This is a genomic window from Kitasatospora azatica KCTC 9699 (assembly GCF_000744785.1).
In the GTDB taxonomy this organism is placed as follows: domain Bacteria; phylum Actinomycetota; class Actinomycetes; order Streptomycetales; family Streptomycetaceae; genus Kitasatospora; species Kitasatospora azatica.
On sequence record NZ_JQMO01000003.1, the window covers coordinates 2,698,434 to 2,716,817 of the forward strand.

General features: G+C 74.5%; 17 protein-coding genes. 13 read left to right on the plus strand and 4 right to left on the minus strand.

Going from position 1 to position 18,384, the window contains the following annotated elements:
- The first annotated feature begins 61 nt into the window (after positions 1–61).
- Genes BR98_RS40465 through BR98_RS22710 form a run of 4 tightly spaced genes read left to right on the plus strand, consistent with a single transcriptional unit; the run spans position 62 to position 3,139 of the window.
- Entirely contained in the window at positions 62–919 is an 858-nt protein-coding gene (locus BR98_RS40465) for an MBL fold metallo-hydrolase (protein ID WP_035847239.1), read from the plus strand.
- 47 nt (positions 920–966) lie between these two features.
- Complete coding sequence (gene mobA, locus BR98_RS22705) at positions 967–1,596, plus strand: molybdenum cofactor guanylyltransferase (protein ID WP_051970071.1); 630 nt, start codon at positions 967–969, stop codon at positions 1,594–1,596.
- Between the two features lie 38 nt (positions 1,597–1,634).
- Positions 1,635–1,889: a DUF6457 domain-containing protein gene (locus BR98_RS42605; protein ID WP_051970072.1), complete on the plus strand. Its 255-nt coding sequence runs from the start codon at positions 1,635–1,637 to the stop codon at positions 1,887–1,889.
- Positions 1,886–3,139: a molybdopterin molybdotransferase MoeA gene (locus BR98_RS22710; RefSeq protein WP_035847240.1), complete on the plus strand. Its 1,254-nt coding sequence runs from the start codon at positions 1,886–1,888 to the stop codon at positions 3,137–3,139. The genes BR98_RS42605 and BR98_RS22710 overlap by 4 nt, the downstream gene beginning before the upstream one ends.
- Positions 3,140–3,214: 75 nt before the next feature.
- Here BR98_RS22710 and BR98_RS22715 read toward each other — a convergent pair whose 3' ends face one another.
- Both BR98_RS22715 and BR98_RS22720 read right to left on the minus strand, forming a co-directional pair.
- Entirely contained in the window at positions 3,215–4,060 is an 846-nt protein-coding gene (locus BR98_RS22715) for a bifunctional 5,10-methylenetetrahydrofolate dehydrogenase/5,10-methenyltetrahydrofolate cyclohydrolase (RefSeq protein WP_035847241.1), read from the minus strand.
- Positions 4,057–4,677 carry a cyclodeaminase/cyclohydrolase family protein gene (locus BR98_RS22720; RefSeq protein WP_035847242.1) on the minus strand — a complete coding sequence of 207 codons (621 nt, stop codon included), beginning with the start codon at positions 4,675–4,677 and terminating at the stop codon, positions 4,057–4,059. The genes BR98_RS22715 and BR98_RS22720 overlap by 4 nt, the downstream gene beginning before the upstream one ends.
- Before the next feature lie 110 nt (positions 4,678–4,787).
- Between BR98_RS22720 and BR98_RS22725 the strand changes: the two genes are divergently transcribed.
- The 5 genes from BR98_RS22725 (at position 4,788) to BR98_RS22745 (ending at position 11,171) form a co-directional block, all read left to right on the plus strand.
- Positions 4,788–5,765 carry an NAD(P)H-quinone oxidoreductase gene (locus BR98_RS22725; protein ID WP_035847243.1) on the plus strand — a complete coding sequence of 326 codons (978 nt, stop codon included), beginning with the start codon at positions 4,788–4,790 and terminating at the stop codon, positions 5,763–5,765.
- Positions 5,766–5,983: 218 nt separating this feature from the next.
- Positions 5,984–6,955 (plus strand): hypothetical protein, encoded by a 972-nt coding sequence (locus BR98_RS22730; protein ID WP_198042271.1) that lies wholly within the window; start codon positions 5,984–5,986, stop codon positions 6,953–6,955.
- Between the two features lie 58 nt (positions 6,956–7,013).
- The gene (locus tag BR98_RS22735; protein ID WP_051970073.1) at positions 7,014–7,640 is read left to right on the plus strand and encodes a bacterial proteasome activator family protein; all 627 of its coding nucleotides are present in this window, start codon (positions 7,014–7,016) and stop codon (positions 7,638–7,640) included.
- Positions 7,641–7,784: 144 nt separating this feature from the next.
- On the plus strand, positions 7,785–9,293 hold the full coding sequence (locus tag BR98_RS22740; RefSeq protein ID WP_083976848.1) for a protein kinase domain-containing protein: 1,509 nt from the start codon (positions 7,785–7,787) through the stop codon (positions 9,291–9,293).
- A 120-nt stretch (positions 9,294–9,413) separates the two neighbouring features.
- Positions 9,414–11,171 (plus strand): protein kinase domain-containing protein, encoded by a 1,758-nt coding sequence (locus BR98_RS22745; protein WP_407639487.1) that lies wholly within the window; start codon positions 9,414–9,416, stop codon positions 11,169–11,171.
- Positions 11,172–11,216: 45 nt separating this feature from the next.
- Here the strand turns inward: BR98_RS22745 and BR98_RS22750 are convergent, their stop codons facing one another.
- Together BR98_RS22750 and BR98_RS22755 are read right to left on the minus strand one after the other, a co-directional pair.
- Positions 11,217–12,215, minus strand: a complete 999-nt coding sequence (locus BR98_RS22750) for a phosphotransferase (protein WP_035853469.1) — start codon at positions 12,213–12,215, stop codon at positions 11,217–11,219.
- 254 nt (positions 12,216–12,469) lie between these two features.
- Complete coding sequence (locus tag BR98_RS22755) at positions 12,470–13,129, minus strand: response regulator (RefSeq protein ID WP_035847245.1); 660 nt, start codon at positions 13,127–13,129, stop codon at positions 12,470–12,472.
- Positions 13,130–13,489: 360 nt separating this feature from the next.
- Here BR98_RS22755 and pdhA point away from each other — a divergent pair, with 360 nt between their 5' ends.
- From pdhA to BR98_RS22775, 4 genes are all read left to right on the plus strand, one after another.
- Positions 13,490–14,635: a pyruvate dehydrogenase (acetyl-transferring) E1 component subunit alpha gene (gene pdhA / locus BR98_RS22760; protein WP_035847246.1), complete on the plus strand. Its 1,146-nt coding sequence runs from the start codon at positions 13,490–13,492 to the stop codon at positions 14,633–14,635.
- Between the two features lie 7 nt (positions 14,636–14,642).
- Complete coding sequence (locus BR98_RS22765) at positions 14,643–15,614, plus strand: alpha-ketoacid dehydrogenase subunit beta (RefSeq protein ID WP_035847247.1); 972 nt, start codon at positions 14,643–14,645, stop codon at positions 15,612–15,614.
- Positions 15,615–15,627: 13 nt separating this feature from the next.
- Complete coding sequence (locus BR98_RS22770; RefSeq protein WP_035847248.1) at positions 15,628–17,040, plus strand: dihydrolipoamide acetyltransferase family protein; 1,413 nt, start codon at positions 15,628–15,630, stop codon at positions 17,038–17,040.
- Positions 17,041–17,118: 78 nt separating this feature from the next.
- Complete coding sequence (locus BR98_RS22775; RefSeq protein WP_051970074.1) at positions 17,119–18,348, plus strand: benzoate/H(+) symporter BenE family transporter; 1,230 nt, start codon at positions 17,119–17,121, stop codon at positions 18,346–18,348.
- The last annotated feature ends 36 nt before the right edge of the window (positions 18,349–18,384 follow it).

Consider the following 18,384-nt stretch of genomic DNA (forward strand, 5'->3'; position numbering starts at 1 on the left):
GGGGCAGCGGATCGGCTTCCATGCTGGTCCCGACAGCCCCGCCGCCGACCAGGGAGAGCCAGTGACGTCGTCGCCCCAATCGAACGGCGCCACGGCGGCCCCGCCACCCGGCCCGCCGCTGGAGATCGCGGTCTTCACCGGCCCGGAATCCTCGTACTTCGCCACCTCCAGCCTGATCATCGGCACCCGGGACGCGATCCTGGTGGACGCCCAGCCCACCCGCAGCGCCGGGCGCGAGCTGGCCGAGTGGATCGCCGGCAAGGGCCGCAACCTGCTGGCCGTGGTGATCACCCACTCGCACCCCGGCCACTACTTCGGGGTCGAGGAGGTGCTGCGGCTCTTCCCGCAGGCCCATGTGCTGGCCGCCCCGCCGGTCGCGGAGGCGATCGCCGCCACCGCCGTGCAGAAGGCCGCGCAGTGGCGACTGGAGTACGGCGACGACATCCCCGAGCACCCGGTCGTGCCCCGTCCGCTGCGCCCGCAGCCGATGATGATCGACCGTCAGCTGATCCGGGTGCTCAACCTGGGCCAGGCCGACTGCCCCGACTGCACGGTGGTGCACGTGCCCGGCTCACGCACGGTGGTGGCCGGCGACTTCGTCTACAACGGCACCCACGTGTGGACCGCCGAGACCACACCGCAGGACCGGGCCGCCTGGCTGCGCAACCTCGGGCGGATCGCCGACCTGGGCGTGGACCGGGTGATCGCCGGGCACCGGGCCCCGGACCAGAGCGACGACGCGGCCCACGTGCTCACCTTCACCGGCGAGTACCTGCGCGACTTCGACCGGCTGCTCGCCGAGCACGGCAACGACGCGGACGGGCTGATCCTGGCGATGGGCGAGCTGTACGGGGAACTGACGCTGCCGACCTTCCTGACCGCGGGGGCGGTGGCGAACACCGCCTCACCAGTGCAGTGACGTCGGACCGCGGTGAGCCCGGACCGGGTGCGGTCGATACTGGGCGCATGACGCAGGAGTTCGACGCGATGGTGCTGGCCGGCGGCGCGGCCCGACGGCTCGGCGGGGTGGACAAGCCCCGGCTGACGGTGGGCGGCCGCACGCTGCTCGACCGGGTGCTGGTCGCCTGTACCGGGGCCCGGCGCACCGTGGTGGTCGGGCCGGGGGAGTCGGCGGGCGAGGTCCGCTGGACCCGGGAGCAGCCGCCCGGCGGCGGTCCGGTGGCGGCGGTCGCGGCCGGGTTGGCGGCGGGCGCCGGTACCGCGCCGGTGCTGCTGCTGCTCGCCGCCGACCTGCCGTTCCTGGACGCCGCGACGGTCCGGCGCCTGGTCGCCGCGGTGACCGGGCCGGTGCAGGCGGCGGTGCTGGTGGACGGGCAGGGGCGCGAGCAGCCGCTGGTCGGGGCCTACCGCTCGGACGCGCTGCGGGCGGCGCTGGCCGGGCTCGGCGAACCGGCCGGGCAGCCGCTGCGCCGGTTGGTCGGCGGGCTGCGCACCGTGCGGCTGGCCGATCCCGACCGGGTCGGCGAGGACTGCGACACCTGGGAGGCGGTGGCGGCCGCCCGGCACCGGGCCGAGATCTCACCGGGCGTCCAGGGCGCCGGTGAGCGAAACGAAGCAACCGGCACACCTCCCTGACGCCCGGTCGTGCTCCGGATCAGGCAGCATGGACCCTCATGGGACGCACGCTGGACGACTGGATGACCGAGGCCGCCGCCGAGCTGGGGATCGATCTGCCGGTCGACACCAAGGAACTGCTCGACCTGGCCCGGGTGGTCGCGCACTCGGTGGCCCGGCCGGCCGCCCCGCTGACCGCCTTCCTGGTGGGCTACGCCACGGCCGCCGGCGGTGGCGGCGCGGCGACGGTGACCGAGGCCGCCGAGCGGATCACCGCGCTGGCGCAGCGGTGGGCCGCGGAGAGCGACGAATGAACGCGGCCGCGCCCGCCATCGGCACCCCCACCGCGTCCGCCGCCCCGGCCGGCGCCGCCACCCCCTGGCCCCGCGCGCGCGAACTCGCCCGCCGGGCCGGCAGTCGACGGCCCGGCCCCGCCGTCGACAGCGAGCTGCCCGAGGCCCTCGGCCGCTCGCTGGCCGATCCGCTCACCGCGCTCACCGACCTGCCGGCCTTCGACACCTCCGCGATGGACGGCTGGGCGGTGGCCGGCCCCGGCCCGTGGCGACTGGCCGGGCGGCTGCTGGCCGGCCGCACCCCGCCGCCGCTGGCCGACGGCTGGGCCACCGAGATCGCCACCGGCGCCCAACTGCCCCCCGGCGCCACCGCCGTGCTGCGCCGTGAGCACGGGCGGGTCAGCCACCCCACCCCGGCCACCAGCACCCTGCACCCGCTGCCCGAGGCGCAGCTCGCCCCCGGCCAGGACGTCCGTCCGCGCGGGCAGGAGTGCGGGCGCGGCGAGGAACTGCTCCCCGCCGGCACCCCGGTCACCGCCGCCGTCCTCGGCCTGGCCGCCGCCTGCGGCTACGACCGGCTGTCGGTCCGCCGCCCGCCCACCGTCGAGCTGCTGGTGCTCGGCGACGAGCTGTTGGAGGCCGGTCTGCCCGGCCCGGGGCTGGTCCGTGACGCGCTCGGGCCGCTGCTCCAGCCCTGGCTGCTCGCCAACGGCGCCGAACTGCTCGCCCGGCGGGCGGTCCGCGACGACTTCGCCCTGCTGCGCGACGCCATTCGCCACTCGCCCGCCGAGGTGGTGGTCACCACCGGCGCGACCGCCGCCGGGCCGGTCGACTTCCTGCACGCGGCACTGGCCGAGACCGGCGCCCGACTGCTGGTGGACGGCGTCGCGGTGCGGCCCGGCCACCCGATGCTGCTGGCCGAGCTGCCCTGCGCGCAGCCCGGCGGCGCGCCGCGCCATCTGGTCGGCCTGCCCGGCAACCCGCTGGCCGCGGTGGCCGGCGCCGTCACCCTGGCGCTGCCGCTGCTGCACGCGCTGAGTGGCCGCCGGCTGGGCGGCGGACGGTTCGTCAGGACCGCCGAGGCGCTGCCGGGGCACCCCACCGACACCCGGCTGCTGCCGGTCCGACTGACCGCCGACGGCCCGCTGCCACTCGCCTTCGACGGACCCGCGATGCTGCGCGGCCTGGCCCTGGCGGACGCGCTCGCGGTCGTCCCGCCCGGCGGGTGCGCGGCCGGCGAGCGGGTCGAACTGCTCGACACGCCCGCCTGAGCATCCCCGGCGCGACCGGGTGATCACCGTCCGGCGGTCGGCGGCTGCCTCCTGAGTCCTGTCCGGGCAGGGGCCTCAGCCGGCCCGGTCGGCCGCCAGCACGGTGTGCCGCAGCAGCAGCGCGGTGGTCACCGGGCCGACCCCGCCGGGCACCGGGGTCAGCGCCCCGGCCAGCTCGGCCACCTCGGGTGCCACGTCGCCGGTCAGCCCGCCGTCCGCGGTGGGGTTGGTGCCCACGTCGATCACCACCGCGCCGGGGCGGACGTGCTCGGCCGTGATCAGGTGGGTCCGGCCGACGGCCGCCACCAGCACCTCGGCGGTGCGGGTCACGGCGGCCAGGTCGGCGGTGCGCGAGTGACAGACCGTCACCGTGGCGTCCCGGTCCAGCAGTAGGTGCGCGGCCGGCTTGCCGACCACCGTGGAGCGGCCCACCACCACGGCCTGACGGCCGCTCAGCGGCACCTTGTAATGGTCCAGCAGCGCCACCACCGCCTCGGCGGTGGCCGGCGCGAAGGCCGGCAGACCGCTGGCGAGCCGGCCCAGCGAGAGCGGGTTTGCGCCGTCCACGTCCTTCTCGAAGGCGATCGCCGAGGCCAGCTCCTCCAGCGTGGTGCCGGGCGGCAGCGGGGTCTGCAGCATCAGGCCGTGCACCGCCTTGTCCGCGCTGAGCTGCTCCAGCCGCTCCCGGACGGCGCCGGGCTCGGCCTGCGGACCGAGGTCGTGGATCTCGCAGACCAGGCCGGTCTTCTCGGCCGCCCTGGCGATCGAGCGGACGTACCAGGCGCTGGACTCGTCGGCGGTGGCGGTCACCACGGCCAGCTGCGGCGGGTGGCCGGCGGCGGTCAGCTCGGCGGCCCGGGTGGCTGCCTCGGCGCGGATCGCGGCGGCCAGCTCCTTGCCGGTCAGTACGGTCGCGGTCACTTGGCGATCTCCGCTCGGACGGCCGCGGTGACCAGCTCGGCGCGGGCGGCGATCTCGTCCACCCGGGCGGTCCCGGCCAGCAGCGCGCCCCGGGTGCGCTCGTCCTTGATCCCGGACAGGTTGACCTCCACATTGACCCGCGCGGTGGTCGCCGCGGCCCGGGCCGCCTCGGCGGCGGCCGCCACATCGGTGATCACGTTCGGGTTGCCGATCGGCAGCAGCGTCTCGGCCAGCTCGACGGCGTCCAGGGCGGCGGTGATCACCTCGGCCGGCGGCCGGGCGGCCCCGGCCAGTGCCTGCGCGATCGCCGCCGAACGGGCGGCCCTGGCCGGCTCGTCCTCCTTGGGCAGCCGGTAGGCCTCGGTGACGGCGGTGAACGCGGCCGCGTCCTGTTCGGCCAGGGTCAGCGCGCGTCCGCGCAGCAGGTCGCTCTCCCGGATGATCCGGTCCACCACCGCCTGGTGCGCCGCGTACTTCTCCCCGGTGCTGTACCGGGCCACCATCCCCAGCAGGGCCGCCGCCTGGGCGGCGTGCAGCGCGGCCGACGCGCCGCCGCCGGGGGCTGGTACCCGGTCGGCCAGGCGGTCCAGGAACTCACTGATCGTCTCGTCGCGCACGGGCGGCTCTTCCGGTCGGAGGATCGGTAGCCGCATCCTCCCATATCTGACGTGCCGTCAGATCCGTGGGGTTGGCCGGTCCGCGCCGTTCGCGGCGGTAGCGTCGGGCCATGTACGCAATCACGATTCCCGAGCCCGGCGGACCCGACGCACTGGTGTGGACCAAGGTCCCCGACCCGGTGCCCGGCGAGGGCGAGGTGCTGGTCGAGGTGGCCGCCACCGCCGTCAACCGGGCCGACCTGTTGCAGCGTCAGGGCTTCTACAACCCGCCGCCGGGAGCCTCGCCCTACCCGGGCCTGGAGTGCTCGGGGCGGATCGCCGCGCTCGGCCCCGGCGTCGCCGGCTGGGCGGTCGGCGACGAGGTCTGCGCGCTGCTGGCCGGCGGCGGCTACGCGGAGAAGGTGGCCGTCCCGGTCGGCCAACTGCTGCCGATCCCGCGCGGCCTGGGACTGGTCGCCGCCGCCGCGCTGCCGGAAGTCACCGCCACCGTCTGGTCCAACCTCTTCATGGTCGCCCACCTGCACCCCGGCGAGACCGTGCTGCTGCACGGCGGCGCGAGCGGGATCGGCACCATGGCGACCCAGCTGGCCAAGGCGGTCGGCGCCAAGGTGCTGGTCACCGCGGGGGGCGCGAAGAAGCTGGCGCGGTGCGCGGAGCTGGGCGCGGACGTCGGGATCAACTACCGCGAGCAGGACTTCGTGGAGGTGGCCCACGAGGTCACGGACGGCCACGGGGTGGACGTGATCCTGGACATCATGGGCGCCAAGTACCTGCAGCGGAACGTGGACGCGCTGGCGACGGCCGGACGGCTGGTGATCATCGGTCTGCAGGGCGGGGTGAAGGGCGAGCTGGACCTGGCCACCCTGCTGCGCAAGCGGGCCGCGGTGGTGGCGACCTCGCTGCGGCCGCGCCCGTTGGCGGAGAAGGCGGCGATCGTGGCGGCGGTGCGCGAGCACGTCTGGCCGCTGATCGAGTCGGGAGTGGTGAAGCCGGTGATCGACCGGGTGCTGCCGCTCACCGAGGTGGCGGAGGCGCACCGGGCGCTGGAGGCGGGGGAGCAGGTCGGGAAGGTGGTGCTGCAGGCCTGAGCGAAGGCGCGGACCCGGGGCCGATGGCGCCGCACGGCGACCGACCCGGCCCGTCCGGGTCGGCCTGCCGGGCGGCGCCGGTCGCCTCCGGCAGCCGGTCTGACCAGCTGCTGAGGCATCCGACATGCCCGTTTTGATGGCATATGTGACGCTGGTGCGGAGCTGTCCCGCCCGCCGGTGCCCGCAAGGGCGCTCGGCCGTCGGAAGGACCGTCGTCAGTGGCCATGCCTTCGCTGCCCTCGCTCTCGTCGCTCTCGTCGTCCCAGCGCTCCGCGTCGTCCCAGCGCTCCAGGTCCGCCCAGCGCTCCAGGTCCTCCCGCCGCGTGCTGCGGGCCGCCGTCGCCCGCCGGCTCGCCGCCGGTGCGGGGCTGACCGCTCCGTTGCTGCTCTCCCTGGTGCTTCCGGCGACCGCGCAGGCCGCCGCCGCAGCCGCCTGGGCGGCCGGGCCGCGGCCGCCGCTCGCGGGGACGGTCGGCTCCGCCACCGAGCGGCCCGAACTGCGCCCGATGCCGCTGCCCGCCGCGAGCGCGGGCAGCGCCTCGCCGACCGTGGTCACCCCGGGTGCCGGCGTCAGCCCGACCCGGGTGGGCGGCAGTCCGACGCCGAGCCCCGGCTCCGGCGGCGCGATACCCACCCCGGCGCCCAGCGCGGGCGCGACCGGTTCGCCGACCGGCCCGGCCAGACCCACGGGCACGCCGACGCCGACGCCGACGCCCACCCGCACCCCGCCCGGCTCGCCCACCCCTGCGACCTCCACGCCGAGCCCGCACACCGCCCCCGCTGTCGCGCCGCCCACCCGGCCGAGCGGCCCGCCGAGCGCCTCGGAGCCCGTGCCCCGCGTCCCCGCAGCCGCCCGCGCCGTCCCCGCCGCGCCCCCCGTGACCGAGCCGGAGGCGGAGGACGGCGATCTCGCCCCGGACCAGAGCGCCGACTCGGTGGACAGCGCCGCCGTCCCCACCAGTGCGCCGACCGCCGACCCCGGTCTCGCCGACCCTGCGAGCACCGCCGCCACCCCCGGCGACGACAGTGCGAACGCCCCCGCCGTGGTCGCCGCCCCCGCCGTCCAGCAGGCTGCCGCCGCCCCCGTGCGCTGGGGCGACCCGTCCACCCTGGTGCTGCCGTTGGGCACCGGCCTGCTGCTGATCGGGCTCGGTCTGGCCCTGGTCGGCCTGCGGCTGCGGCGCGGTTGACCGCTGCGGTGCGGTCGGTCGGTTGACCCTCCCAAGGGCCGAAGCATATGAAGGAGTTATGACGAAGCCGCTGAACGAACGGCCCGAGCACGAGCCGTACCAGGGATCCGCGCGATCGGACGGTCCGGGGGAGAGTCCGCAGGTGCTGATCGTCGGCCCGGACGGCATGGCCGTGGGCACGGCCCCGGGCGCCGGCGGGCGGGCTTTCGCCCGCACGGGTGAGGAGGGGGAGCACCACCGCGAACTGCCGGTGACCGAGATGGTCGAGCAGCCGGCCAAGGTGATGCGGATCGGCAGCATGATCAAGCAGCTGCTGGAGGAGGTCCGGGCGGCTCCGCTCGACGAGGCCAGCCGGGCCCGACTGAAGGACATCCACGCCAGCTCGATCAAGGAGTTGGAGCTGGGCCTCGCCCCGGAGTTGGTGGAGGAGCTGGAGCGGCTCTCGCTCCCGTTCACCGAGGACACCATCCCCACCGAAGCCGAGCTGCGGATCGCCCAGGCCCAGTTGGTCGGCTGGCTGGAGGGGCTCTTCCACGGCATCCAGACCGCGCTGTTCGCCCAGCAGATGGCAGCGCGCGCCCAGCTTGAGCAGATGCGCCGGGCACTGCCGCCGGGCAGCCTGCCCGACCAGGACTTCGACGAGCCGGGCGAGGGCCGCGGCCTCCGTTCGGGTCCGTACCTGTAGCAACAAGGCTGAGCGAGAGTCAGCACCGCGCCCCGGCGGGTTCCGCCGGGGCGCGGTGCCGATACCCTGGCGCCGGGTAACCGATCTCACCACCATGTCGCGGCCGCGGCCGGCCAGCCCGGGCCGAGGGGGAAGCAGAGGACCATGAGCGAGGACGGCAGCACCGGAGTGGACCAGTCACAGGGGCAGCTCCAGTCGCTGGGCAACGGCCGCTATGTGCTGCAGCACCTGCTGGGGCAGGGCGGCATGGCCTCGGTCCACCTGGCCCACGACACCGTGCTGGGTCGCCCGGTCGCGATCAAGACGCTGCACACCGAGCTGGGCCGCGAGGCCTCCTTCCGGGAGCGTTTCCGCCGCGAGGCGCAGGCCGTCGCGCGGCTGCAGCACACCAACATCGTCACGGTCTACGACAGTGGCGAGGAAGTCGCCAGTGACGGCGCGACCGTGCCGTACATCGTGATGGAGTACGTCGAGGGCCAGTCGCTGCGCGACGTGCTGAACCAGGCGATCTCCGAGCACGGTGCGATGCCCACTGAGCAGGCGCTGAAGATCACCGCCGCGGTGCTGGCCGCACTGGACGTCTCGCACGACCAGGGGCTGGTGCACCGCGACATCAAGCCGGGCAACGTCATGGTGAACACCAAGGGCGTGGTCAAGGTGATGGACTTCGGCATCGCCCGGGCCATGCAGTCGGGGGTCTCCTCGATGACCCAGACCGGCATGGTGGTCGGCACCCCGCAGTACCTCTCGCCCGAGCAGGCGCTGGGCAAGAGCGTGGACGCCCGATCCGACCTGTACTCGGTCGGCTGCATGCTCTTCGAGCTGCTCACCGGGCAGCTGCCGTTCGACGGGGACTCGCCGTTCTCGATCGCCTACAAGCACGTGCAGGAGGAGCCGCCGACCACCTCCTCGCTGAACCGCGCGGTGACCCCGGCGGTGGACGCGCTGGTGACCCGCTCGCTGCGCAAGGACCCGGCGCACCGGTTCCCGACCGCCGAGGCGATGCGCGAGGAGGTCGAGCGGGTCGCGTCCGGCGAGAAGGCGGGCGCCTCTCCGCTGATGGCCTCGCCGCTAGTGATCAGCGAGGGCCCGCGGGCCGCGCACCACTCCTCGCTGGCCAACTTCCCGCCGGTCTCCGGGGACATCCGCACCCCCACGCCGCAGGTCCAGCAGCCGTACCAGCCGCCGCAGGCGCCGCCGTACGGGCCGCAGACCCCGCCGCCGGCCGCCCCGTACGGCCCGCGCACCCCGCAGCCGTTCGCGCAGCCGGGCTACCAGACCCCGCCGCCGGCCCAGCCCGGCTACCAGACGCCGCCGCCGGCCCAGCCCGGCTACCAGACGCCGCCGCCGGCCCAGCCGTACCAGACCCCGGCCCCGCAGGCGTACCAGACCCCGCCGGCCTTCCCGCAGCAGGCGCACACCCCGGCACCGATGCCCCGGCCGGTCGTCCCGCAGGCGCCGTACGCGCCGGTGAAGGCCAACAACAACAACGGCTGCTCGACCGCCCTGGTGGTGGTCGGTGTGATCATCGGCCTGATCGTGCTGATTGTGATCATCATCGCCATTGTGGCCACCAAGACCTCGAGTTCCACCAGCCTGCCCGCACTGCCGACCGTGCTCTCCCAGCTCCAGACCGGTCCGGGGCCGAACTAGGCCGGTCCGGCCCGGGCCCGCACCGGCGCATTCGGGGTGCGGGCACCGGAGGCGGTAGCGTTCTGGGAAGCGAATCGAAAGGGCGACCGCGACCAGAGCGTCGGCCCGGGGCGAGGAGTAATGGCACAGACGCAGCAGCCGGGCGATGGCGAGGGGGAGCACACGCCCTCCTCCGGCAGCGGCCCCGTCGCCCCTGACGACGCCGTCACGCGCGAGACCCCCCTGCCCTCCGGGGCCGAGGAGACCACCGCCGCCCGCGCGCTCGGCCAGCCGCCCGGCGCGCCCTACGGCGGCCCGGCCACGCCCGGCCGGGGCATGGCGGCGGCGCTCGGCACCCTCGGCGACGGCCGCTACCGGCTGACCCACCGGCTCGGCCGGGGTGGCATGGCCGAGGTGCTGGCCGCCCAGGACATCCGGCTCGGGCGAGCGGTCGCGGTCAAGCTGCTCCGCACCGAGCTGGCCCAGGACGAGGTGGCCCGCCAGCGGTTCACCCGTGAGGCGCACTCGGTGGCCTCGCTCAACCACCACTCGATCGTCGCGGTCTACGACACCGGCGAGGAGCTGCTCGGCGGCGAGTCCACGCCGTACATCGTGATGGAGCTGGTCGAGGGCCGCACCGTCCGCGAGCTGCTGGTGGCCGAGCAGGAGCCGCCGGTCGACCAGGCGCTGATCATCATCGCCGGGGTGCTGGAGGCGCTGGACTACAGCCACCGGCACGGCATCGTGCACCGTGACATCAAGCCGGCCAACGTGATCATCACGACCACCGGCGCGGTCAAGGTGATGGACTTCGGCATCGCCCGGGCGCTGTCCGGCGGAGCCACCACGATGACCCAGACCGGCATGGTGATGGGCACCCCGCAGTACCTCTCGCCCGAGCAGGCGCTGGGCAAGCCGGTCGACCACCGCTCCGACCTGTACGCGGCCGGCTGCATGCTCTACGAGCTGCTGACGCTGCGCCCGCCGTTCACCGGGGACACCCCGCTCTCGGTGGTCTACCAGCACGTCCAGGACCCGCCGGTGCCGCCCTCCGAGGCCCACCACCGGGTGCCCTGGCAGTTCGACGCGCTGGTGCTGCGCGCGCTGGCGAAGAACCCGGACGACCGGTTCCAGAGCGCCGACGAGTTCCGCGCCCATGTGCAGCACGCGCTGCGCGAGATGCACGGCGCCGGGGGCGGCTACCCGACCACCGTGCTGGGCGCCGCCGGCCCGGGCACGCCGGGCGAGGGCACCGCGATGACCGAGCTGCTCGGCGGCCTGCCGAGCGAGCGGACCACCGTGCTGCCGTACGGCGCCGCGACCCCGAGCTGGGCCGGTGGCCCGGGCGGTGGCGGCACCGGCGGTGGCGGTCGCCCCGGCGGCGGTGGCGGCGGTGACGGTGACGGCTACGACGACCGGCAGCCGCCCCCGCGCGGTCGGCGCAAGGCGCTGGCCTGGGCGGCCGGCATCGTGCTGGTCGCGGCGGCCGGGATCGGCGCCGCGGTGGCCGCCAACGGCGGCGGCGACCACAACGGCAACCCGACGGTGCCCAGCACCTCGGCCTCGGTGCCGCAGTCGCCGAGCGACCAGCCGAGCACACCGAGCGCCTCGCCCACCCCGTCGCCGACGCCGACCCGGACCCGGACGCCGAGTCTGCCGCCGACCGACTACCCGCCGCAGACACCGAGCCAGCCCACCACCCGGTCGAGCCACTCCAGCTCGCCGACCGCCACGGCCAGCGGCTCGCCGTCCGCGACCGGCTCGGCCACCTCCTCGCCCACCGCGACGGGCTCGGCCACCGCCACCGGCAGTGCCACCTCGCCCACCAGCGCCCCGACCGGCAGCACGGGCGCGCCGCCGCCCACCGCCAGCACGCACCCGACGGCCACCGGCGGCTGAGCGGCCGCCGCTCCACCGGCCGGCCGCCGCTCCACCGGCCGGCCGTCAGTTCACGAAGGCGTCGAGGACCTGCTCGTACTCCTGGCACCACCAGACCGTCTGCGCGGCGGCGGCCGGGAAGAGCGGGTCCGCGCGCGGGTCGGCCCGGTGGTAGTGCCACTGCAGCATCCAGAAGTCGTTGAGCCGCTCCCACCAGACCCGGTGCACGGCCGGCCGCAGCTCCTCGACGCCGGCACCGGCCGCCGCCCGGTAGCCGCGGGCGTAGCGGCGCACCCGGGCCAGGTCCAGTTCGCCGGTCACCGGGTGGTTGAAGATCAGCGTGGCGGCCCGCACCGCCTCCTCGGCGCGCGGGCGCACCCGCAGCCGGTCCCAGTCGAGCACGGCCGCCGGCTGTCCGTCCCGGTACAGCAGGTTGAGCCCGTGGAAGTCGCCGTGCACCCAGCCGCAGCGCCCGAAGGCGGTGTCGGCGGGGCGTCGGTGCCGGTGCGCGGCCAGCAGGTCGAGCCGTTCGGCCAGTCGCCGTTCGGCCAGCCGGTCGAAGGCGCGGTACGGGCGCTGCCGGGTGGCCAGCCGGCGCAGTTCGGTGATCAGCTCGGCGGTCGCGGCCGGATCGGCGGTGGCCAGCGCGAGCGGCTGTGTGACGGGGGCGCAGACCTGGGCGAGTGCGCCGTGCAGTCGGCCGAGCAGCGCGCCGAGCTCCGCGCACTGCGGTCCGGTCAGCTCGGCTCCGGTGCGGTGCGAGCCGGTCACCCAGGGGTAGAGCGCGAACCGGCGGCCGTCCCGGTCGGTGACGGTCCGCCCGGTCCGATCGGCCAGCGGGGGCGGCACCGGCAGGCCGCGGGCGGCCAGCGCGGCGGTGGCCCGGTGCTGGGCGGTGATCGCGGCGGGGGTGGCGGTGGCCCGGTCCACGTAGCACTTGAGGAAGTAACCACCGGTGGTGGTGGTGATCCGGTAGCCGCGGTTGAGCAGCCCCTCGGCCACCGGCTCGACGGTGAGCAGCCGGCCGGCCCGGTAGCCGCGCAGCAGCTGGGAGATCACCTCCACCGGGACCGGTGGGCTGAGGGTGCCGACCGGTGGTGCGGTGCGGTCCGGGCCGTCGTTCTGGAAGATCGTCGTCGTCGCGACAATCTGACTCTCTGTCACGCCCGATGATCGTAGCGCCGCGAAGTGATCACGGGCTGGTTGGCGGAAATTGTCCGCTAGTGAGCGGCGTGGTGCCGTCCATGATCGCTTACGCTGCGTGAACTGTCCTGCCCGGTGGGGGAATCAGTGCCGGTCAGAGCTGTCGGCACGCTCCGTCAGTACTGGCCGGTGCGGGGCAGTCGGGCGACATAGGCGGCCGCCTGGGTGCGCCGTGCCATGCCCATTTTGGCCAGCAGGCTGGAGACGTAGTTCTTCACCGTCTTCTCGGCCAGGTGCAGCTCGTTGCCGATCTGCCGGTTGGTCATCCCCTCGCCGATCAGGTCCAGGATCCGCCGCTCCTGCTTGGTGAGCTGGGCGAGCTTCTCGTCCTCCTGCTCGCCGCCGGCGCGCAGCCGCTCCAGCACCCGGCTGGTGGCCACCGGATCGAGCAGCGACTTGCCGGCCGCCACGTCGCGCACCGCGGAGAGCAGGTCGGTGCCGCGGATCGCCTTGAGCACGTAGCCCGAGGCCCCGGCCATGATCGAGTCGAAGAGCGCCTCGTCGTCGGAGAAGGAGGTGAGCATCAGGCAGCGGATCTCGGGGCGGCGGGAGCGGATCTCCCGGCAGACCTCCACGCCGTTGCCGTCGGGCAGCCGCACGTCCAGCACCGCGACGTCGGGGTTGACCGCCGGGATCCGGCTGAGCGCCTCGGCGGCGGTGCCGGCCTCGCCGACCACCTCGATGTCCGGCTCGACCGAGAGGAGCTCATGGACACCGCGGCGGACCACCTCGTGATCGTCCAGCAGGAAAACCCTGATTTGCCCGTTTCCAGTCATTGGCAAATGCTCCCATATCGGCGTAGAGAAGACGTATCGCCCGCACTGGCCGGTCACACAATCTGTCCGGCGAACCCCCTTACGCGAAACGCGCCGCCCGGATAGCGTGCGCAGGTGTCCTGTCGGCCCCACCCCGGAGCGAGCATGGAGCCCGGGCCGACCCCACCCAGGTCGGAAGAACTAGGACGTCCTAGCGCAGGCGCGCCAAGAGCGCCCGCTGGGTAACGTTCTCGTGGGACGCCGTCGGAAAAGGATCACCACCTGCCGCGTATTCGGCGCGCACACCCCGCGTGCCGTGCGAGGAGGTGACCGGACCGGTCACCGGCGACCCCGGGCGGCCGGACAGACCGAGGAGTGAACGTGACCGTCAAAAGCACGTCGAGGGCGCGCAAGAAGGCCGCCCCCGGCGTCACCGACAGCCTCCGCACGGGGAAGGACGCCCCTGCCGAGCTCGTCCAGCTGCTCACCCCCGAGGGTGAGCGGGTGGAACACCCGGACTTCCCGCTGACCGTCACCCCCGACGAGCTGCGCTCCCTCTACCGGGACCTGGTCCTGGTGCGTCGCTTCGACGCCGAGGCCACCGCGCTGCAGCGCCAGGGAGAGCTGGGCCTGTGGGCCTCGCTGCTCGGCCAGGAGGCGGCCCAGGTCGGCAGCGGCCGCGCGATGCGCGAGAAGGACTACGCCTTCCCGACCTACCGCGAGCACGGCGTCGCCTGGTGCCGCGGGGTGGACCCGCTCAACCTGCTCGGGATGTTCCGCGGCGTGAACCACGGCGGCTGGGACCCGAACGAGAAGAACTTCCACCTCTACACCATCGTGATCGGCTCGCAGACGCTGCACGCGACCGGCTACGCGATGGGCATCACCAAGGACGGCGCGGAGGACGCGGTGATCGCCTACTTCGGCGACGGCGCCTCCAGCCAGGGCGATGTCAACGAGGCCTTCACCTTCGCCTCGGTCTACAACGCGCCGGTGGTCTTCTTCTGCCAGAACAACCAGTGGGCGATCTCCGAGCCGACCACCAACCAGACGAAGATCCCGCTCTACCGGCGGGCCGCCGGCTTCGGCTTCCCCGGTGTCCGGGTGGACGGCAACGACGTGCTGGCCTGCCTGGCGGTCACCCGCTGGGCGCTGGACCACGCCCGTACCGGCAGTGGCCCGGTGCTGATCGAGGCCTTCACCTACCGGATGGGCGCGCACACCACCTCGGACGACCCGACCCGCTACCGCGCGACCGAGGAGACCGAGGCCTGGAAGGCCAAGGACCCGATCTCCCGGCTCAAGGCGCACCTGGAGCGCGAGGGCCTGGCCGACGAGGAGTTCTTCGCCGCGGTGGACGCCGAGAGCGAGACCCTGGGCCTGCGGGTGCGCGAGGGCGTGCGCTCGATGCCGGACCCGGACCCGACCCTGATCTTCGACCACGTGTACGCCGAGCCGCACGCCCTGGTGGCCGAGGAACGGGCCGAGTACGTGGCGTACGCGCAGTCCTTCGAGGGTGGGGAGTAGTCCGACCATGTCCAAGCTCACCATGTCGAAGGCCATCAACGAGGGCCTGCGCAACTGCCTGGAGACCGACCCCAAGACCCTGATCATGGGCGAGGACGTCGGAAAGCTCGGCGGCGTCTTCCGGGTCACCGACGGCCTGCAGAAGGACTTCGGCGAGGACCGGGTGATCGACACCCCGCTCGCCGAGTCCGGCATCGTCGGCACCGCGATCGGCCTCGCGCTGCGCGGCTACCGGCCGATCGTGGAGATCCAGTTCGACGGCTTCGTCTACCCGGCCTTCGACCAGATCGTCACCCAGCTGGCCAAGATGCACGCCCGCGCGCTCGGCCACATCAAGCTGCCGGTCACCATCCGGATCCCGTACGCGGGTGGCATCGGCGCCGTCGAGCACCACAGCGAGTCGCACGAGGCGTACTTCGCGCACACCGCGGGCCTGCGGGTGGTCACCCCGTCCAACCCGGACGACGCGTACTGGATGCTGCGTCAGTCGGTGGAGTCCGACGACCCGGTGATCTTCCTCGAGCCGAAGGCCCGTTACTGGGACAAGGCCGAGCTCAGCGCGGCCCCCGCGCTGGACCTGCACGCCGCGAAGGTGGTCCGCCCGGGCACCGACCTGACCCTGCTCGCCTACGGGCCGATGGTGAAGACCTGCCTGGAGGCCGCCACGGCCGCCGAGCAGGACGGGCACCGGATCGAGGTGGTCGACCTGCGCTCGCTCTCGCCGATCGACTTCGCCACCCTGGAGGAGTCGGTCAAGCGGACCGGCCGGGCCGTGGTGGTGCACGAGGCACCGGTCTTCATGGGCATGGGCGCCGAGCTGGCCGCCCGGCTCACCGAGAAGTGCTTCTACCACCTGGAGGCGCCGGTCCTGCGGGTCGGCGGCTACCACGCGCCGTACCCGCCGTCCCGGGTCGAGGAGCAGTTCCTGCCCGACCTGGACCGGGTGCTGGACGCCGTCGACCGCGCGCTGGCGTTCTGAGAGGAGTGAGTCCATGACCACCGACGTAACCTCACTCCGTGAGTTCAAGATGCCCGACGTGGGCGAGGGGCTGACCGAGGCCGAGATCCTCAAGTGGTACGTCCAGCCCGGTGACACCGTGACGGACGGCCAGATCGTCTGCGAGGTGGAGACCGCGAAGGCGGCGGTCGAGCTGCCGATCCCGTTCAACGGGACGGTCGAGGCGCTGCACTTCCCCGAGGGCGCGACGGTCGACGTCGGCACCGTGATCATCGCGGTGGCGGTGGCCGGCGCGGCCCCCGCGCCGGCTGCCGCCGTGGCCGCCCCGGTCGTCGCGCCCGCCGCGACGCCGGCCGCCGCTCCGGCCGAGGCCGAGCCCGAGCGCCGCGAGGTGCTGGTCGGCTACGGCCCGCGCACCGGCGGTGTGCAGCGGCGGGCCCGGCGGACGACGGCCGCCGCGGCCCCGGCCGCGCGGCCGGTCCCCGCGCCGGCCCCGGTGGCCGCCCCGGCCGCGGTGCCCGTCCAGCTGCCGGCCCAGCCGGTGGGCGAGCGCCCGCTGGCCAAGCCGCCGGTCCGCAAGCTGGCCAAGGACCTCGGCGTCGACCTGCGCAGCGTGGTGGCGACCGGTCCGGACGGGATCATCACCCGCGAGGACGTGCACGCCGCGGCCGCGCCGGCCCCGGTGGTCGCTCCGGTCGTGGTCGAGCAGCCGGCGGCCGTTCCCGCCCCGGTGCTCTCCACCGGCCTGGACGTGCGGGTCCCGGTCAAGGGCGTCCGCAAGGCCACCGCCCAGGCGATGGTCGCCTCCGCCTTCACCGCGCCGCACGTCACCGAGTTCGTCCAGGTCGACGTCACCCGCACGATGAAGCTGGTGCGCACCCTCAAGGAGACCGGCGAGCTGGGCCAGGGGGTGCGGGTCAGCCCGCTGCTGCTGGTCGCCAAGGCGCTGCTCACCGCGATCAAGCGGCACCCGGAGGTCAACGCCAGCTGGGACGAGGCCAGCCAGGAGATCGTCCTCAAGGGCCAGGTCAACCTGGGCATCGCGGCCGCCACCCCGCGCGGCCTGATCGTGCCGAACATCAAGAACGCCGGCGCGCTCACCCTGTCCGGCCTCGCGGTCGAGCTCGGCACCCTGATCGACACCGCCCGCCAGGGCAAGACCTCCCCGGCCGACATGGCCGGCGGCAGCGTCACCATCACCAACGTCGGCGTCTTCGGCGTCGACACCGGCACCCCGATCCTCAACCCCGGCGAGGCCGCCATCCTGGCCTTCGGCGCGGTCCGGGAACTCCCCTGGGTGCACAAGGGCCGGGTGGTGCCCCGCCAGGTCACCACGCTCGCCCTCTCCTTCGACCACCGCCTGGTCGACGGCGAGCTCGGCTCCAAGGTGCTGGCCGACACGGCCGCCATCCTGGAGCGGCCCAAGCGGCTGATCACCTGGGCCTGACGCTCCGTCAGCCCGAAGGGGCCCCGCGGCCGGAAACCCGGCTGCGGGGCCCCTTCGGCGTTCCTGAATACTGCTCGAATGGCCGAACAGCGCACCCTCGAAGCCCCCGTGGCGGCGACCGAACCCCCGTACTCGCTCCGCCGGGACGTCTCCTTCTCCGCCCTGCTGGCCGGGTTGGTGGCGGTGGTGGTCTGCTACTCGGGGCCGCTGGTGGTGGTGCTGGCGGCGGCCCGGGCCGGGCGGTTGGACGAGGCGCACACCGCGTCCTGGATCTGGGCGGTGTCGATCGGCAGCGGGCTGATCTCGCTGCTGCTCAGCTGGTACACCCGGATACCCGTGATCGCCGCCTGGTCCACGCCCGGGGCGGCGCTGCTGGTGAGCAGCCTCGGCTCGTACCCGTACCCGGCCGCGATCGGGGCCTACCTGGTCAGCGGGGTGGCGGTGACCGTGCTCGGGGCCACCGGGCTGTTCGGGCGGCTGATCCGGGCGATTCCGGCGGGTGTGGTGAACGCGATGCTGGCGGGCATCCTGTTCAGCTTCGGCACCGAGATCTTCAGCTCGCTGCACACCGCGCCCGCCGTGGTGCTGGCCGCCCTGGCGGCCTATCTGACGGCCAAGCGGCTGCTGCCGCGGTATGCCGTGCCGGCCGCGCTGCTGGTCGGCTCGGTGGCCGCGGCGCTGACCACCGGGCTGCCGTTGCACGTCGGGCACGGCGGGCTGGTCCGGCCGGTGCTGACCGCGCCGAGCTTCGACGGCGCGGCCCTGGTGGGCCTCGCGCTGCCGCTCACCCTGGTCGCGCTGGCCTCGCAGAACGCGCCCGGGCTCGGGGTGCTGCGGGCCTTCGGCTACCAGCCGGACGACCGGCTGCTGGTCGGGGCGACCGGGGTGGTCTCGGTCCTGCTGGCGCCGTTCGGCGGGCCCGGGGTCAACATCGCGGCGATCACCGCCGCGATCTGCACCAGCCCGGAGAGCCACCCGCAGCCGCGCCGCCGCTACGTCGCCGGGATGTCGATCGGGGTGCTGTACCTGCTGGTCGGCTGCTTCGGCGGGGTGCTGGTGGCGCTGTTCGCCGGGCTGCCGGCCGCGCTGGTCGCGGTGGTCGGCGGGGTGGCGCTGATCGGCGCGTTCCAGGGCAGCCTGGCCGCCGCGCTGGCCGAGGAGTCGGGCCGGGAGGCGGCGGCCGTGACCTTCCTGGCGACCGCCTCCGGGATGACCCTGGGCGGTATCGGTGCGGCCTTCTGGGGCCTGCTGCTCGGGGTGGCCACCCACCTGGTGCTGACGCTCCGCAGGCCCGCGTCTGTCGGCTGATCAGGTGAGATGTTCAACCGAAAGTCGGTTCATCGG

Bases quoted from the DNA above. Each gene is read 5' to 3' on its own strand.
- mobA (WP_051970071.1), top strand. From the start codon at position 967: ATGACGCAGGAGTTCGACGCGATGGTGCTGGCCGGCGGCGCGGCCCGA.
- BR98_RS42605 (WP_051970072.1), top strand. From the start codon at position 1,635: ATGGGACGCACGCTGGACGACTGGATGACCGAGGCCGCCGCCGAGCTG.
- BR98_RS22710 (WP_035847240.1), top strand. From the start codon at position 1,886: ATGAACGCGGCCGCGCCCGCCATCGGCACCCCCACCGCGTCCGCCGCC.
- BR98_RS22725 (WP_035847243.1), top strand. From the start codon at position 4,788: ATGTACGCAATCACGATTCCCGAGCCCGGCGGACCCGACGCACTGGTG.
- BR98_RS22735 (WP_051970073.1), top strand. From the start codon at position 7,014: ATGACGAAGCCGCTGAACGAACGGCCCGAGCACGAGCCGTACCAGGGA.
- BR98_RS22740 (WP_083976848.1), top strand. From the start codon at position 7,785: ATGAGCGAGGACGGCAGCACCGGAGTGGACCAGTCACAGGGGCAGCTC.
- BR98_RS22745 (WP_407639487.1), top strand. From the start codon at position 9,414: ATGGCACAGACGCAGCAGCCGGGCGATGGCGAGGGGGAGCACACGCCC.
- BR98_RS22755 (WP_035847245.1), bottom strand. From the start codon at position 13,129: ATGACTGGAAACGGGCAAATCAGGGTTTTCCTGCTGGACGATCACGAG.
- BR98_RS22765 (WP_035847247.1), top strand. From the start codon at position 14,643: ATGTCCAAGCTCACCATGTCGAAGGCCATCAACGAGGGCCTGCGCAAC.
- BR98_RS22770 (WP_035847248.1), top strand. From the start codon at position 15,628: ATGACCACCGACGTAACCTCACTCCGTGAGTTCAAGATGCCCGACGTG.
- BR98_RS22775 (WP_051970074.1), top strand. From the start codon at position 17,119: ATGGCCGAACAGCGCACCCTCGAAGCCCCCGTGGCGGCGACCGAACCC.